Below are 14,948 nucleotides of genomic sequence, written 5' to 3'. Positions count from 1 at the left end.
GCCCTCGGCGGGGGCGGGGACGCGGGCGTGCGCGCCGCGCGCGGCCCGGGCGGGACGCGCCCGCCTGCGCCGGCCGGCGGCGTGCATCCAGCGCGGCAGGTGGCGGTCGAGGAAGCCGAACGCGGTGTCGCGGTCGCGCAGGTGGACGAGCAGCAGCCCGCCGGGCTTGAGCGCGGCGACGAACCGGTCGAGGACGAGTTCGGCGTGCGGGATCCGCTCGACCAGGTAGCTCGCGTGGACGATGTCGTAGGCGCGCGGCGGCATCGGGACCGTGCGCAGGTCGCCGAGGTGCCACTCGTCGAGGTCGGGCCGCTCGCAGGTGTGCGCGCGCAGCTCCGGGGACTCCAGGTCGACCCCCGTCACCAGGCGGTCGCGGCCGCCGAGGTCCAGTCCGGTGCCCCAGCCGCAGCCCGCTTCCAGGATGTGGATCCGCTGCAGGGGCTTCTCCAGTGCGTACTGCCTCGCGCGTTCTGAGAAGAGATCGCCGTCGTTGACCGGCGGCGTACGCAGATCGGTCACAATCTCGCAGCGTAATCGCCCGACTGCGCTCTGTCCGCTATTTGCCCATTCTTGGTAACCGCCGTGTCGCCCTCCGCGAACCGCCCCGTCCGGCGCCCGGCCGGCGGCCGTCCCGCGCCCCGCCTGCGGTATCGCCAGCGCGAGGGCCGCCGGGGGGCGCGTAGTCTGGTACGGGTACCGGATCCGCTTGCGGATTTCCGGTGCTTCGGGCTGCCCTGCCCCTCGGGGTGAATGCGAACTTACGGGCGAATATGACGCTTTCTGGACTTGTTGACCTTGCGTGCGCCGACCCTGAACTGGACCGCGCGCTGAAGCAGGCGGGCCTCGACACCGAGGTCGTCGCGCCCCCCGCCACCTGGCCGATCCTCGCCGCGGCGCTGAGCCGCGCGGTCGGTGCCGCCTCCGGCGGCCCCGGCGGGCGGCACGGCGTGGTGCTGGCGGTGACCGCGACCGGCCGCGAGGCCGAGGACCTCACCGCCGCGCTGACCAGCCTGATCGGCGCGGGCCGGGTGGCGCACTTCCCGGCGTGGGAGACGCTGCCGCACGAGAAGCTGTCGCCCCGCTCGGACACGGTCGGGCAGCGGCTAGCGGTGCTGCGCCGGCTCGTCCACCCGAACGAGGCCGACGCGCCCACCGAGGAGGAGGCGGGAGCGGACGTCGCCGGCAAGGGCGGCGCGCTGGACGTCGTCGTCACGCCGGTCCGGGCCGTCCTGCAGCCGATCGTGTCGGGCCTCGCCGACCTGGAGCCGGTGCGGCTGGTGTCCGGCGAGGACGCCGACATGGACGACACCGTCCGCCGCCTCGTGGACGCCGGGTACCACCGCGTCGACCTGGTCGAGAAGCGCGGCGAGCTGGCCGTGCGCGGCGGCATCCTGGACGTGTTCCCGCCCACCGAGGAGCACCCGCTCCGGGTGGAGTTCTGGGGCGACACCGTCGAGGAGATCCGCTACTTCAAGGCCGCCGACCAGCGGTCCCTTGAAGTGGCGCAGGACGGGCTGTGGGCGCCGCCCTGCCGCGAGCTGCCGCTGACCGAGAAGGTCCGCGAGCGCGCGAGGCTGCTGGCGCAGGAGCACCCGGCGCTGGAAGAGATCCTCGGCCGGATCGCCGACGGCGACACCGTCGAGGGCATGGAGGCGTTCTCGCCGGTCCTCGCCGAGAGCATGGAGCTGCTCACCGACCTGCTGCCGAAGGGCTCGGCGCTGCTGGTGTGCGAGCCGGAGCGGATCCGCACCCGCTCGGTCGAGCTGGTCCGCACCAGCCAGGAGTTCCTCGAGGCGAGCTGGGTGAACGCCGCCGCCGGCGGCGAGGCGCCCATCGACCTCGGCGCCGCCGCGTTCCGGTCGCTGGAGGAGGTGCGGCTGCACAGCACCGAGCTGGGCCTGCCGCGCTGGAGCGTCACCGCGCTGAACCCCGGCATGCGCGGCGGGGACGGCACCGGCGGGCCCGGCGGCCCGTCCCTCGTGGAGGAGCAGGACGAGGCGCCGGCCCTCGGCGTGCACGCGGCCGAGGCGTACCGCGGCGACACCACCCGGGTCGTCGGCGACGTCAAGGGCTGGATCGACGGCGGCTGGCGGGTCGTCATGGTCACCGCCGGGCACGGCCCGGCCGAGCGGCTCGTCCAGCTCGTCGGCGAGGAGGGCCTCGGCGCGCGGCTGACCGACCTGCCCGGGGCGCCCGAGCCGTCCGTCGTCAACGTCGCGACCGGGCTGCTGGAGAACGGCTTCGTCTGGGAGTCGGTCAAGCTGGTGGTGCTGACCGAGACGGACCTGTCCGGCCAGAAGTCCTCCACCAAGGACGTCCGCCGGATGCCGTCGCGGCGGCGCGGCGGCATCGACCCGCTCCAGCTCAAGACCGGCGACTACGTCGTCCACGAGCAGCACGGCGTCGGACGGTACGTGGAGATGGTCAGCCGGACGGTGCAGGGCGCCACCCGCGAGTACCTGATCCTGGAGTACGCCAAGAGCGACCGGCTGTTCGTCCCGACCGACCAGCTGGAGGAGCTGACCCGCTACGTCGGCGGGGAGGCGCCCAGCCTGCACCGGCTCGGCGGCGCCGACTGGCAGAAGGCCAAGTCCCGCGCCCGCAAGGCGGTCAAGCAGATCGCCGGGGAGCTGATCCGGCTGTACTCGGCGCGGATGGCGAGCCCCGGGCACGCGTTCGGCGCCGACACCCCGTGGCAGCGGGAGCTGGAGGACGCCTTCCCGTACGTGGAGACGCCCGACCAGCTCGCCGCCATCGACGAGGTCAAGGGCGACATGGAGAAGCCCGTCCCGATGGACCGGCTGATCTGCGGCGACGTCGGCTACGGCAAGACCGAGATCGCGGTGCGCGCGGCGTTCAAGGCCGTCCAGGACGGGATGCAGGTCGCGGTGCTGGTGCCGACGACGCTGCTCGTCCAGCAGCACCTGTCGACGTTCAGCGAGCGGTTCGGGGCGTTCCCCGTCGTGGTGAAGCCGATCAGCCGGTTCCAGACCGACGGGGAGATCGACGCGACGCTGCAGGGCCTCGCCGACGGCACCGTCGACGTGGTGGTCGGCACGCACCGCATCCTGTCGGCGCAGACGAAGTTCAAGAAGCTCGGCCTGGTGATCATCGACGAGGAGCAGCGGTTCGGCGTCGAGCACAAGGAGGAGCTGAAGCGGCTGCGCACGCAGGTCGACGTGCTGGCGATGTCGGCGACGCCGATCCCGCGGACGCTGGAGATGGGCCTCACCGGCATCCGGGAGATGTCCACGATCCTCACGCCGCCGGAGGAGCGGCACCCGGTGCTGACGTTCGTCGGCCCGTACGAGGAGAAGCAGATCGCCGCCGCGATCCGCCGCGAGCTGCTGCGCGAGGGCCAGGTGTTCTTCGTGCACAACCGGGTCCGGTCGATCGACAAGGTCGCGGCGAACCTCGCCCGGCTCGTCCCGGAGGCGCGGGTCGCGACCGCGCACGGCCAGATGAACGAGCACGAGCTCGAGAAGGTCATGGTCGACTTCTGGGAGAAGAACTACGACGTGCTCGTCGCGACGACGATCGTGGAGTCGGGGCTGGACGTCCCGAACGCCAACACGCTGATCGTCGACCGCGCCGACATGTACGGGCTGTCGCAGATGCACCAGCTGCGCGGGCGCGTCGGCCGCGGCCGGGAGCGCGCCTACGCCTACTTCCTGTACCAGCCGGAGCAGCCGCTGACCGAGACCGCGCACGAGCGGCTCGCGACGCTGGCGCAGCACACCGAGATCGGCGCCGGCATGTACGTCGCGATGAAGGACCTGGAGATCCGCGGCGCCGGCAACATCCTCGGCGCCGAGCAGTCCGGGCACGTCGCGGGCGTCGGGTTCGACCTGTACGTCCGGATGGTCGGCGAGGCCGTCCGGGACCTGAAGGAGGGCGGCGCCGCGCCGGAGGCCGTCGAGACCAAGGTCGAGCTGCCCGTCGACGCGCACCTGCCGCACGAGTACGTGCCGGGGGAGCGGCTGCGGCTGGACGCCTACCGGCGGATCGCGGCGATCACGTCCGAGGACGAGATCGGCGCCGTGCACGACGAGCTGAAGGACCGGTTCGGGCCGCTGCCCGTCCCGGTGCTGAACCTGCTGGAGGTCGCCCGGTTCCGGGCCAGGGCGCGCAGGGCCGGGCTGTCCGACGTGACCGTCCAGGGCAACCACATCAAGTTCATGCCGGCCCGGCTGCCCGAGTCCCGGCAGGTCCGGCTGCAGCGGCTCTATCCCAAGAGCATCCTGAAGCCCGCCACCGACACGCTGCTGGTGCCCGCGCCGAAGACGGCGCCGCTCGGCGGCCGCCCGCTGCGCGACCAGGAGCTGCTGAAGTGGGCGACCGACCTGGTCGAGGCGCTGTTCCTGGAGGCCTCGCCCGCGCCCGCCGGGCGGGGATAGGCTGCCCCGGACCCCAGTGATCGGGAACGCAGCGGTCCCGGCGGCGCTGGGCGACGTACGGCGACGAACGACGAGACGAGGATTCCGTGCCCGGTAAGTCCCTGAAGGTAGCGGTGACCGCCGTCGTGGCGGCCGGCGCGCTGGCCGGCTGCGGCGGCCAGACCCGCGTCGGCAGCGCCGCCCTCGTGGGCGGCGACCGCATCACCGTCACCTCCCTCGACCGGACCGTCCGGGACTGGCGCGGCCAGTTCAAGGACGACCCGATCGCGAACCAGATCCGGGCGAACGCCGGGGGGCTCGCGCCGGGCATCGGCGGCCAGGACTCCGAGACGGACATGCAGGGCGCGCTGAGCCTGCTGGTGAACTTCCGCGTCGCCGACCGGGTCGCCCGGCGGGCGGGGGTGTCGGTGCCGGACGGGCTCGCCGACCAGACCGCGGCGCTCATGGACCAGCGCGGCGGCGCCGCGTCGATCACCCTGGCCAGCGGGCTGCCGCGGTCGCGCACCCGCGACCTGGCGCGCTTCATCGCCACCCAGACCGTGGTGATGCAGAAGTTCGGCGCCGACCTGAACAACGCGCAGAGCCCGCTGACGCAGCGGGCCGCGCAGCAGTGGGGGCAGCTGTTCCAGCAGACCGCGGACGGCATGCACATCAAGATCAACCCGCGGTTCGGCCGGTACGACCCGACGAAGGTCGACATCGGCCCGGTCGCGTACGAGCTGTCCTCGGCCGAAACGGGTACCGCCGACACATGAGCCTGACCTTGCTCGCGACCACGCACCGGGTCGCGCCCGGCCTGCTGACCTGGAAGGCGTGGGACGTGCTCCGCTCGGCGGGGCGGGTGCTCGTCCGGCCCGGCCATCCGCTGCTGCCGTACCTGCGCGACGCCGGGGTCGCCGCCGAGGAGACGGCCGTCCCGGACCCGGCCGCGCTGGTCGCCGCCGCGCGGGACGGGGACGTGGTGTGGGTCGCGGCGCCGGAGGGCGACGAGGACCTGATGCGCGAGATCGGCGCCCTCGTCGTGAACGACCCGCTGGACGTCGAGGTGCTGCACGGCTCCTACGACCTGCCCGGAGCGCGGCTGCTCGACCTCGTCGCGGTGATGGACACGCTGCGCCGCGACTGCCCGTGGGACCGCAAGCAGACGCACGAGACCCTCGTCCCGTACCTGCTCGAGGAGGCCTACGAGGTCCTCGACACGATCGAGAACGGCGACTACGGCGCGCTGCGCGAGGAGCTCGGCGACGTGCTGATGCAGGTGGCGTTCCACGCGGTGGTGGCCGCCGAGCGCACCGACGAGACCGCGTTCACCGTCGACGACGTCGCCGCCGGGATCGTCGACAAGCTCGTCCGGCGGCATCCGCACGTGTTCGGGGACGTGTCGGTGTCCGGCGCCGACGAGGTCAACGCGAACTGGGAGCAGATCAAGGCGGCGGAGCGGGCGGAGAAGAGCGGCACGGAGGCCTCCGCGCTGGACGGCGTCGCGATGGGGCAGCCGTCGCTGTCGCTGGCCGCGCAGCTGCAGCGCCGCGCCGGCCGGATGGGCGCCCCGGACGATCTCGCGCCGGCCACCGGCCAGGACGCCGGCACCGGGAACGACCTGGGAATACGCCTATTCGCCCTGGTCCGGGAGGCCGCTGATCGCGGACTCGACGCCGAGGCGGAGTTGCGGGCCGTTTCCCGGGTATTCCGCGATCGTGTCAGAGCGTGGGAACGGCGGCGGCAGCGCGACTGATTCGGGGAAATCCGGGCGGAACATCGCCGATGGGGTGGTCCGGCCGGAGACGCACGTTTACAGTGAGCGCGTGCCGAACGGGGCCGAGGACGGCGGCGGGAACGGGAACCGGTCACCGGTGCGCCGTCGCCGCCGGGTGCTGACGGCGAACACGACCCCCGCCGAGAAGCTCCGCGCGCTGCGCGGCCTGGGCGTCCTCGGCGGGCTCGCCGGGCTCATCGTCGCGCTGATGGTGCTGCCGGCCGCCTGCACGGCCGGGGTCAACGCCCGCGACTCGGCCCGCTGGTTCGACGGCGTCCCCGCCGACCTCGACACCTCCGGCGTGCCGCAGCGGTCCCGGATCCTCGCCGCCGACGGCACCCCCGTCGCGACGTTCTTCTACCAGAACCGGGTGGACGTCCGGCTCGACGCGATCGCGCCGATGGTCCGCAAGGCGGTCGTGGCGATCGAGGACAGCCGCTTCTACGAGCACGGCGCCATCGACGCGCAGGGCACGCTGCGGGCCCTGGTCAGCGACCTCGGCAGCGGGGCGGTCACGCAGGGCGGGTCCGGCATCACCCAGCAGTACGTGAAGAACCTGCTGCTCACCCAGGCCGACTCGGTCGCCGAGCGGAGGGCCGCCAAGGAGATCTCCGCGGCCCGCAAGATCCGCGAGCTGCGGTACGCGGTGGCGGTGGAGAAGCGCTACTCCAAGGACGAGATCCTGCGGCGCTACCTCAACATCGCCTACTACGGCGCGGGCGCCTACGGCATCGAGGCGGCGTCGCGCCGCTACTTCTCCAAGCACGCCTCGCAGCTGAACCTCGCCGAGTCGGCGCTGCTCGCCGGGATCGTCCGGTACCCGTTCGCCTACGACCCGACCCGGCACCCGGAGGCGGCCCGCAAGCGGCGCGACACCGTCCTGCAGCGGATGGCCGACCTCGGCTACATCGACCAGACCACCGCGAGCGCGGCCGAGCGGCAGCCGATCAAGCTGCACGTCCAGGACGTCAAGAGCGGCTGCGTCACCAGCGAGGCGCCGTTCTTCTGCGACTACGTCCAGCGCGACATCCTCGCGAACCCGGTGTTCGGCAAGACGGCCGGCGACCGGGAGAAGCTGCTGAAGCGCGGCGGCCTCACCATCCGCACCACGCTGGACCGGAAGGCGCAGAAGGCCGCGCAGCGCGCCGTCGACGCGCACGTCCCGGCGAAGAACTCCGCGCACAAGGCCGCCGCGGAGGCGATGGTGGAACCCGGCACCGGCAGGATCAAGGCGATGGTCGTCGACCGCAGGCTCGGCTCCGACAAGGTGCGCGGCAAGACCTGGATCAACTTCGCCGCCGACGCCGACCACGGCTCCAGCATCGGCATGCAGGCCGGGTCGACGTTCAAGGTGTTCACGCTGGCCGCCGCCCTCGACGAGGGCCTGCCGTTCGGAACCCGGCTGATGGCGCCCAAGGAGTTCACGCCGGTCGGCTACCGCGACTGCAAGGGCAACCGGGTCGGCGATCCGGGCACCTCGCTGCACAACGCGGGCGACGGCGAGGGCGGCAAGCCGTTCAGCATCGTCACCGGCACCCAGCATTCGGTGAACACCTTCTTCCTCGCGCTGGAGAAGAAGGTCGGGCTGTGCCCGACCGTCAGGATGGCCGAGAAGCTCGGCATGAAGCAGGCCACCGGCAAGGCGCTGCAGCAGTACCCGTCGTTCACGCTCGGCATCAACCCGGTCTCGCCGGTCCGGCTGGCCGCCGCCTACGCCGCGTTCGGCGCGCGCGGGAAGTACTGCTCGCCGGTCGCGATCGCGCAGATCACCGACGCGTCCGGGCACCGCCTGAAGGTGCCGAGCGCGCACTGCGAGCAGGCCGTGGACAAGGAGACCGCCGACGCCGTCAACTACGTGCTGCGCGGCGTGCTCACCAAGGGCACCGCCGCCGGGCAGGGCATCGGCCGTCCCGCCGCCGGCAAGACCGGCACCGTCGACGACTTCTCCGCCGCCTGGTTCGCCGGCTACACCCCGGACCTGGCGTCCGCCGTCTGGGTCGGCGACCCGCGCGGCGGCTACAAGCACCCGATGAGCGACCTGTGCATGGACGGCCGCTGCTACGGCCCCGTCTACGGCGCGACGATCCCCGCGCCGATCTGGCACCAGAGCATGATCGGCGCGCTGGAGGGCACGGCCGAGTCGCCGTTCGTCCAGCCGTCCTCGCACTTCTTCAGCAAGGGCTCCGGCGAGGAGCGCGCCAAGCTGCCGGACGTGCGCGGGCTGAAGGTCGGGGACGCCGCCGCCAAGCTGCGCGCCGCCGGGTTCAAGGTGCGGATCGGCGCGCCGGTCAAGTCCGACTACCCGAAGGGGACGGTCGCCGACGTCTCCCCGTCGTCGCCCCGGCCCGGCGACACGATCACGCTGCGCCCCAGCGGCGGCAAGCAGAAGCACCGCGACGAGGCGGGCGGCCGGCGCCGCGGACTACCCGGCTGACCTGCGCACCTGTGTGATCGTCGGCCGCCGGGGTAGATCATCTGGCGGGGATCCCAGAACGCAGTCCATCGGGGGGACGTCATGCGAGCCATCGCCGTGTCCGAATACGGCGCCACACCGGCGCCCACGCACCTGCCGCGCCCGGAGCCCGGGCCCGGCGAGATCCTGATCAAGATGATCGCGGCGGGCCTCAACCCGGTCGACTGGAAGATCGCCGACGGGATGCTGAAGGACTCCGCCGAGGCCCGGTTCCCGCTGATCGTCGGCCAGGACGGCGCCGGCGTCGTCGAGGCCGCCGGCGAGGGTGTCACCCGGCTGCGGCACGGCGAGCAGGTGTACGGGATGTTCCGCGACGTCGAGCGCGGCATCGGCAGCTACGCCGAGTACGCGCTGGCCTCCGAGGACGGCCCGGTCGCCCGGATGCCCGAGGGCATGATCTACACGCAGGCCGCGGCGGTGCCGACCGCGTGCGCCACCGCCCTGGCGATGGTGGACGAGGCGAACCTCGACACCGGCCAGACCGTCCTCGTCGTCGGCGCCACCGGGGGCGTCGGGCAGGCGCTCGTCCAGCTCGCCGCCCGTACCGGCGCCAAGGTCATCGCCACCGCCCGCGACGACATGACCGGCACGATCCGCCGCCTCGGCGCCGCCGAGACCGTCGACCACTCCATGGGCGACCTCAACGATCAGGTGCTCCGCGTCCACAACGACGGCATCGACGCCGTCCTCGACGTGGTCAGCGACACCCAGGGCACCGAGCGCCTCGCGCAGCTCCTGCGTCCCGGTGGCGCCTACCTCAGCACCACCTGGGCGGTGAACCCCGACGCCATGCAGGCCCAGGGCCTGCGCGGCATCAACCACACCGGCGAACCGTCCGCCGACGTGCTGGACCGGCTCTCCGACCTGATCGACGCGAGCGAGCTGCGGGTGATGGTCGAGCGGGAGGTCCCCCTGGAGGCGGCGGGCGACGCGCTCGCCGACAACCGGGCCGGCGGCGCGCGCGGCAAGACCGTGATCAGGATCTAGGTGATCGCGGCGGCCGAGCGGGCATGCAGGCACTGCCGAACCCCGACAAGGAGGGCCCCATGAACGACGACGACGAGAAGCGCGCCCGGCTCCGCGACCTGGACGCGAACATCTCCCGGCTCCGCGCCGAGCTGCCCCCGCCGAACGGCGACGCCGCCGACTTCGTCGACGCCGGCCAGAACCTCGCCGCCCGCGAGGAGCTCGCGGGCCAGATCGAGTCCCTGGAGAACGAGCGGCAGCAGCTCCGCGACCAGCTCGGGATGACCTGACCCGCGGGAACAAACGGCCCCGCCGCCCGGTTTCGAGTTGCGTCGAGCAACCCGGAAGGGGGCCCCATGACCACCTACGAGGACTTCCAGCGCGCCACCCTGTTCTTCGACGCCAAGGACTATGCGGGCGCCGCACGCCTGCTCGCCCCCATCGCCGCCGAGAACCCGGGCAACCGCGCCGTGCTGGAACTGCTGGCCCGCGCCTACTTCCACAGCGCCCAGCTCGGCCGCGCGGAGGCGGCCTTCCGCCGCCTGGTCGACCTCGACCCCTGCAACGGCTGGGCCCACGAGGCCTTGGCCCGCACCCTCGAACGCCGCAGCCGCCACGACGAGGCCCGCACCTACCGCAACATGGCCCAGGCCATGGGAGTGAACCCGGCCGACAAGGTCGACGTCTCCCTGACCGCCGCCAACCTCGCCTGACCCCGCCCGACCGGCTCACGGGCGAGCACGCGGAGCGAGTGCAGCGAGCGCAGCGGGCTCGCCCGCCGGTTGACGGGCTGTTTCGCGCGGAGCGCCAGCGGAGCGGGAAACAGCTCGTCAACCGTGACGGGGGTTCCAGGGGGTCGTCCCCCTGGGCCAAAACAGCCCGTCAACCGTGACGGGGGGTTCCAGGGGGGTCGCCCTCCCTGGGCAAACGCAGTACGAAGCGGGCGCCCTCCTCGTCCGTCTGCCGGTCGGCGAGGACGAGGGAGCCGCCGTGGGCGGCGGCGATGTCGCGGGAGATGGCGAGGCCGAGGCCGGTGCCGCCGGCGTCGCGGTGCCGGCCCTCGTTGAGGCGGGTGAAGCGCTCGAAGACGCGTTCGCGGTCCTCGGGGTCGATGCCGCGGCCGTCGTCGATCACCTCGACCACAGCGGTGGCGGGCTCCTCGGTGCACACGATCACGGTGACGGCGGATCCGGCGTGCCGGTCGGCGTTGTCGATCAGGTTGGTGAGCAGCCGGGACAGCTCGGAGCGCCCGCCGGACACCGTCACCGGGCCCTCCGAGAGCACGGTGACGCGGGCGCGGCGGGGGCGGCGGAGCACCTCCTCGTCCGCCAGCTCGGTCAGGTCCACGGTCTCGCGCGGGAAGTTGCGGTCGGCCTCCAGCCGGGCGAGCGCGAGCAGGTCGTCCACCACGGCGCCGACGCGGTCGGTGTTGCTGAGCAGGGCGCGCAGCGTGTCGGGCAGGTCGGTGGCGTCCGGGTCGGCGAGCGCCAGCTCCAGCTCCATCCGCAGGCCGGCGAGGGGGCTGCGCAGCTCGTGGGAGACGTCCACGACGAACGCGCGCTGCCGCGCCACCGCCTCCTCCAGCCGGTCGAGGGTGGCGTTGATGCTGTCGGCGAGCACCGCGATCTCGTCGCGTCGGTGCGGCACCGGGACGCGGCGCTGGATGTCGGTCGCGGTGATCTCGTCCAGCTCCCGGCGGATCGCCTCCACTGAGCGCAGCGTCTGGCCCGCCGACAGCCACGTCCCATAGCCGACGAGCCCGGTGACCGCGGGGATGGCGAGCGCCAGCAGCGCCGCGAGCAGCGGACGCGGGAACAGGCCCGGCTCGGGCGCGAGGGTGAAGACGAAGTCCTGGCCCGGCCCCGGCAGCCCCACCCGGTACTCCACGATCTGGAAGCACGGGCCGCCGGGCGCGTCGACGGCGCAGCTGGTGCCGTCCCGCCGGTCGTCGCCCGGCGGGGGCCGCGGGAAGGCCAGCGGGGGCCGGCCCTCCATGGCGGGACTGGCCGCGATGACGCGGTGCCGGTCGTTCACCACCTGGGCGAGCGTGTTGTCGGTGGCCGTGTAGACGTGCGGCGCCGGCAGCGCGTTCGCGTGGATCAGCGTCGCGATGCGGCGGCCCTCGCGGGACAGGTCGTCGCCGGTGTCGGTCCTGACGTCCCGCCTGATCAGCCAGAGGCAGGCCACGTAGGCGAGCGTGGTCAGCAGCAGCGCGACCATGGCCGCCATCGCCGTCACCCGGGTCCGGATCCGGGGGCCGTGCAGCGCGACCCGCCACACCCAGCGGGTCAGGACCGCTGGGAGTCGGCGGGACCGGACACCGATGACGACCTCCCGGGTAGGTTGCCGATACCCGGTGTTTCTTGCCTGAGCAGGGCAAACGCGACCGTGGGCGGCGGGTAAAAGATCGGTTGCCCCCGCCCGGCCGAGGGTGATCGCCCGGCCGGTCAGTCGTCCAGCCCCCAGCGGCTGCGGATGGCCCGGTCCACCACCCCGAACAGCTGGTCGATCACGATCCCGATCACCAGGATGACGATCATGTAGGAGATCATGTCGGCGGTGTTGTTCAGCTCGCGGGCCTGCGACAGCAGCACGCCCAGCGAGGTGGTGCTGCCGATGATCACCAGCAGCTCGCCGGCCATCAGGCTGCGCCAGGCGAACGCCCAGCCCTGCTTCAGCCCCGCGACGAACGACGGCAGCGACGCCGGCAGCACCAGGTGCCGGTACAGGTTCAGCCCGCGCAGCCCCATCACCTTCCCGGCGCGCAGCAGGATCGGCGGGGTGTAGTCGACGCCCGCGATCAGCCCGTTGGCGATGGACGGCGCCGCGCCGAGCACCACCACGAACAGGATCGCGCTCTCGCTCAGCTTGAACAGCAGGATCGCCAGCGGGAACCAGGCGATCGACGGCATCGTCTGCAGCCCGGTGATCAGCGAGCCGAACGCGCGGCGCAGCACCCGGAACTGCGACACCAGCCCGCCGACCAGGACGCCGACCGCGATCGACACCGCGAACCCGATGATCGCGCGCTGCATCGTCAGCGCCACGGCCTTCCAGAACCGCGCCGAGGTGACCTGGTCCCACAGCACGGGGAAGGTGTCGAGCGGGCCGGGCAGCACCCACGGCTTCTTCCAGCCGCTCCACACCACCACCTGCCAGGCGAGCAGCGCGATGAGGACGGCGGCGACCATCGGCCACGCGGCGGACCAGGTCCGCTGCAGCAGCCGCCGGCCGGTGCCGCCGCCGAGCTCCAGCGCGTCGAGGCCGGCGAGTTCCCGGTCCAGCCGGTCGCCGGGCGCGGGCGAGGGTGCGGGTGCGGTGTCCGGTGGTGCGTCGTGCCTGCTGGTCGTGTCATGCGCCATGGCGGCCGACCTCCTCGCGCAACCGGTCGGTGATGGTCGCGGCGAGCGTCGCGACCTCGGTCGAGTCGATGCGGCGCGGCCGCACCATCGGGACGGGGAACTCCTCCACGACCCGGCCCGGGCGGCTGCTGAGCAGCACGACCCGGTCGCCGAGCCGCACCGCCTCCCGGACGTTGTGCGTGACGAACAGCACCGACAGGGCGCGCTCGCGCCAGATCCGCTCGATCTCGTCGTGCAGCAGGTCGCGGGTCATCGCGTCGAGCGCGCCGAACGGCTCGTCCATCAGCAGGACGGTGCCCTGGGCGCTGTCCGTCTCGTCCACGGTCAGCGCGAGCGCGCGGGCGAGGGCGACGCGCTGGCGCATCCCGCCGGACAGCTGGTGCGGCCGCTTCTTGGCGAACCCGCCGAGGTGGACGGAGTCGAGCAGCTCGGCGGCGCGGGGGCGGCGGTCCGGACGGGGGACGCCGCGCATCTTCAGCGCCAGCTCGATGTTCGCCGTGACGGTCAGCCACGGGAACAGCGCGGGCTCCTGGAACATCAGCGCGACCCGCGCGCCGCCGGTGTCGATCGTCCCGGCGCTGACCTGGTCCAGGCCGGCGACCAGGTTGAGCAGCGTGCTCTTGCCGCAGCCGGACGCGCCGAGGAGGCAGACGAACTCGCCGGGGGCGACGTCCAGCGACACCTGGTCGAGCGCGAGCAGCCGGGCCTTGCTGGAGCCGAAGGCCTTCGAGACGCCCTCGAGCCGGACCGCGGCGGCGGTCCGGCCCGGGGCGGCCCGTCGTTCCTGTTGACGGACGGCTTCTGTCATTTGTCGCTGACCTGTGCCTTCCCGCTCGCCTTGAGCACGTCGTTGAGGGGGCCGAGGCTGTAGATCCCGCCCAGGTCGGTCTTCTCCAGCAGCCCGATCTGCTCGGCGTGCTGCGCGCCCGCGGTCAGCGAGGAGGCGACCGGGTCGACGGTGAAGGTGATCGACTTGAACGCCGCGTCCAGGACGTCCTGCTTGAGCGGCTTGCCGCTCAGCTTGGCGAGCGCGTCGTTGGCGACCTTCTCGGCGTCGGCCTTCTGCTGGTTGATGTAGTCGGTGGCCTCGACGACGCCCGCCAGGAGCTTCTTCACCTCGTCCGGGTGCTTCTTCTCGAACTCCTGGCTGACCAGCAGGTTCGTGATGACGAACTTGCCGCCGGGCCACAGCGACGCCTCGTCCAGCAGCTTGACGCCCTTGTCCTCCAGGATGAGGCGGGAGGCGTACGGCTCGGGGACCCAGGCGCCGTCGATGGAACCCTGCTGGAAGGTCTGCAGCGTCTGCGCGTTCTCCTGCGGGACGATCTTGACGTCGCCGCTGCCGTCCTTGTTCGCGGTGAGCCCCTGCTGCTTGAGCCAGTAGCGGACGGCGACGTCCTGGGTGTTGCCGAGCTGCGGGGTGGCGATCTTCTTGCCCCTGAGGTCCTGCGCGCTCTTGATCCCCGGCTTGACGATGAGCGCGACGCCGCCGGAGGCCGCGCCGGAGATGATGTGCACCGCCTTGCCGTGGGACTGCGCCCAGGCGTTGATGGACGGGTTCGGCCCGACGAAGGTCGCGTCGATCGCGCCGGAGAACAGCGCCTCGACCGCGGCGGGCCCGGCGTTGAAGGTGGCGGTCTTCGGGGCCTTGCCGAGGTGCTTGGCGAAGATGCCCTTCTCGACGCCGACCAGCGCGGTGGCGTGCGTGATGTTCGGGAAGTAGCCGAGCCGCAGCTGGGGGTTCGCCCCGGATCCGCCGCCGTCGCCGTCGTCACCACAGGCGCCGAGCGTCCCCGCGCCGGCCAGGACGATCAGGGCCGCGGCGACCGCGCGCCACCGGAGTCTGCGCTGCATTGTCAGTAATCCCTACTTATCAAGTGTGTTTGACGTGCTTAGTAGATAAGGTCGGCAATGATTTCGTCAAGTCGCTTGCGCGGCACCGTCCGCTAGCGGCCGCCGCCCCCGGCGGCGGCGGTCGCGCCCGCAACAGCGAG

At 72.7% G+C, this 14,948-nt stretch carries 12 protein-coding genes; 7 read left to right on the top strand and 5 right to left on the bottom strand.

Features of this window, described 5'->3' with window-relative positions; all coding sequences use genetic code 11:
• The coding region (locus ABD296_RS17200) for a class I SAM-dependent methyltransferase (protein WP_344267642.1) at positions 1-519 on the bottom strand (519 nt) is incomplete at its 3' end.
• 251 nt (positions 520-770) lie between these two features.
• Between ABD296_RS17200 and mfd the strand changes: the two genes are divergently transcribed.
• From mfd to ABD296_RS17165, 7 genes are all read left to right on the top strand, one after another.
• On the top strand, positions 771-4,397 hold the full coding sequence (gene mfd, locus ABD296_RS17195) for a transcription-repair coupling factor (protein WP_344267640.1): 3,627 nt from the start codon (positions 771-773) through the stop codon (positions 4,395-4,397).
• An 86-nt stretch (positions 4,398-4,483) separates the two neighbouring features.
• Positions 4,484-5,152, top strand: coding sequence for a hypothetical protein (locus tag ABD296_RS17190; protein ID WP_344267638.1), 669 nt, complete (start codon positions 4,484-4,486; stop codon positions 5,150-5,152).
• On the top strand, positions 5,149-6,132 hold the full coding sequence (locus ABD296_RS17185; protein ID WP_344267637.1) for a MazG family protein: 984 nt from the start codon (positions 5,149-5,151) through the stop codon (positions 6,130-6,132). Before ABD296_RS17190 ends, ABD296_RS17185 begins: the two co-directional genes overlap by 4 nt.
• A gap of 70 nt (positions 6,133-6,202) precedes the next feature.
• Complete coding sequence (locus tag ABD296_RS17180; protein ID WP_344267635.1) at positions 6,203-8,587, top strand: penicillin-binding protein; 2,385 nt, start codon at positions 6,203-6,205, stop codon at positions 8,585-8,587.
• An 81-nt stretch (positions 8,588-8,668) separates the two neighbouring features.
• On the top strand, positions 8,669-9,613 hold the full coding sequence (locus ABD296_RS17175; protein WP_344267633.1) for an NADP-dependent oxidoreductase: 945 nt from the start codon (positions 8,669-8,671) through the stop codon (positions 9,611-9,613).
• Between the two features lie 59 nt (positions 9,614-9,672).
• Positions 9,673-9,882, top strand: a complete 210-nt coding sequence (locus ABD296_RS17170; RefSeq protein WP_344267631.1) for a hypothetical protein — start codon at positions 9,673-9,675, stop codon at positions 9,880-9,882.
• Between the two features lie 66 nt (positions 9,883-9,948).
• Complete coding sequence (locus ABD296_RS17165; protein WP_344267629.1) at positions 9,949-10,305, top strand: tetratricopeptide repeat protein; 357 nt, start codon at positions 9,949-9,951, stop codon at positions 10,303-10,305.
• A 169-nt stretch (positions 10,306-10,474) separates the two neighbouring features.
• On the opposite strand, the gene ABD296_RS17160 is transcribed toward ABD296_RS17165, so the two are convergent.
• From ABD296_RS17160 to ABD296_RS17145, 4 genes are all read right to left on the bottom strand, one after another.
• Complete coding sequence (locus tag ABD296_RS17160) at positions 10,475-11,821, bottom strand: sensor histidine kinase (RefSeq protein ID WP_344267627.1); 1,347 nt, start codon at positions 11,819-11,821, stop codon at positions 10,475-10,477.
• 218 nt (positions 11,822-12,039) lie between these two features.
• On the bottom strand, positions 12,040-12,954 hold the full coding sequence (locus ABD296_RS17155; protein WP_344267625.1) for an ABC transporter permease: 915 nt from the start codon (positions 12,952-12,954) through the stop codon (positions 12,040-12,042).
• Positions 12,944-13,762 (bottom strand): ABC transporter ATP-binding protein, encoded by an 819-nt coding sequence (locus ABD296_RS17150; protein ID WP_344267623.1) that lies wholly within the window; start codon positions 13,760-13,762, stop codon positions 12,944-12,946. Before ABD296_RS17150 ends, ABD296_RS17155 begins: the two co-directional genes overlap by 11 nt.
• Entirely contained in the window at positions 13,759-14,808 is a 1,050-nt protein-coding gene (locus ABD296_RS17145; protein WP_344267621.1) for an ABC transporter substrate-binding protein, read from the bottom strand. Before ABD296_RS17145 ends, ABD296_RS17150 begins: the two co-directional genes overlap by 4 nt.
• Between the last annotated feature and the right edge of the window lie 140 nt (positions 14,809-14,948).

The organism is Actinomadura napierensis, from assembly GCF_039529375.1.
GTDB classification, from domain to species: Bacteria; Actinomycetota; Actinomycetes; order Streptosporangiales; family Streptosporangiaceae; genus Spirillospora; species Spirillospora napierensis.
Note: the sequence above shows the minus strand (reverse complement) of the source record. Positions and strands in the feature narration are given on the sequence as shown.

Coding starts and splice junctions, on each gene's coding strand:
- ABD296_RS17150 (WP_344267623.1), bottom strand. CDS start 13,762: ATGACAGAAGCCGTCCGTCAACAGGAACGACGGGCCGCCCCGGGCCGG.
- ABD296_RS17145 (WP_344267621.1), bottom strand. CDS start 14,808: ATGCAGCGCAGACTCCGGTGGCGCGCGGTCGCCGCGGCCCTGATCGTC.
- ABD296_RS17175 (WP_344267633.1), top strand. CDS start 8,669: ATGCGAGCCATCGCCGTGTCCGAATACGGCGCCACACCGGCGCCCACG.
- ABD296_RS17170 (WP_344267631.1), top strand. CDS start 9,673: ATGAACGACGACGACGAGAAGCGCGCCCGGCTCCGCGACCTGGACGCG.
- ABD296_RS17160 (WP_344267627.1), bottom strand. CDS start 11,821: ATGGCGGCCATGGTCGCGCTGCTGCTGACCACGCTCGCCTACGTGGCC.
- ABD296_RS17165 (WP_344267629.1), top strand. CDS start 9,949: ATGACCACCTACGAGGACTTCCAGCGCGCCACCCTGTTCTTCGACGCC.
- ABD296_RS17155 (WP_344267625.1), bottom strand. CDS start 12,954: ATGGCGCATGACACGACCAGCAGGCACGACGCACCACCGGACACCGCA.
- mfd (WP_344267640.1), top strand. CDS start 771: ATGACGCTTTCTGGACTTGTTGACCTTGCGTGCGCCGACCCTGAACTG.
- ABD296_RS17185 (WP_344267637.1), top strand. CDS start 5,149: ATGAGCCTGACCTTGCTCGCGACCACGCACCGGGTCGCGCCCGGCCTG.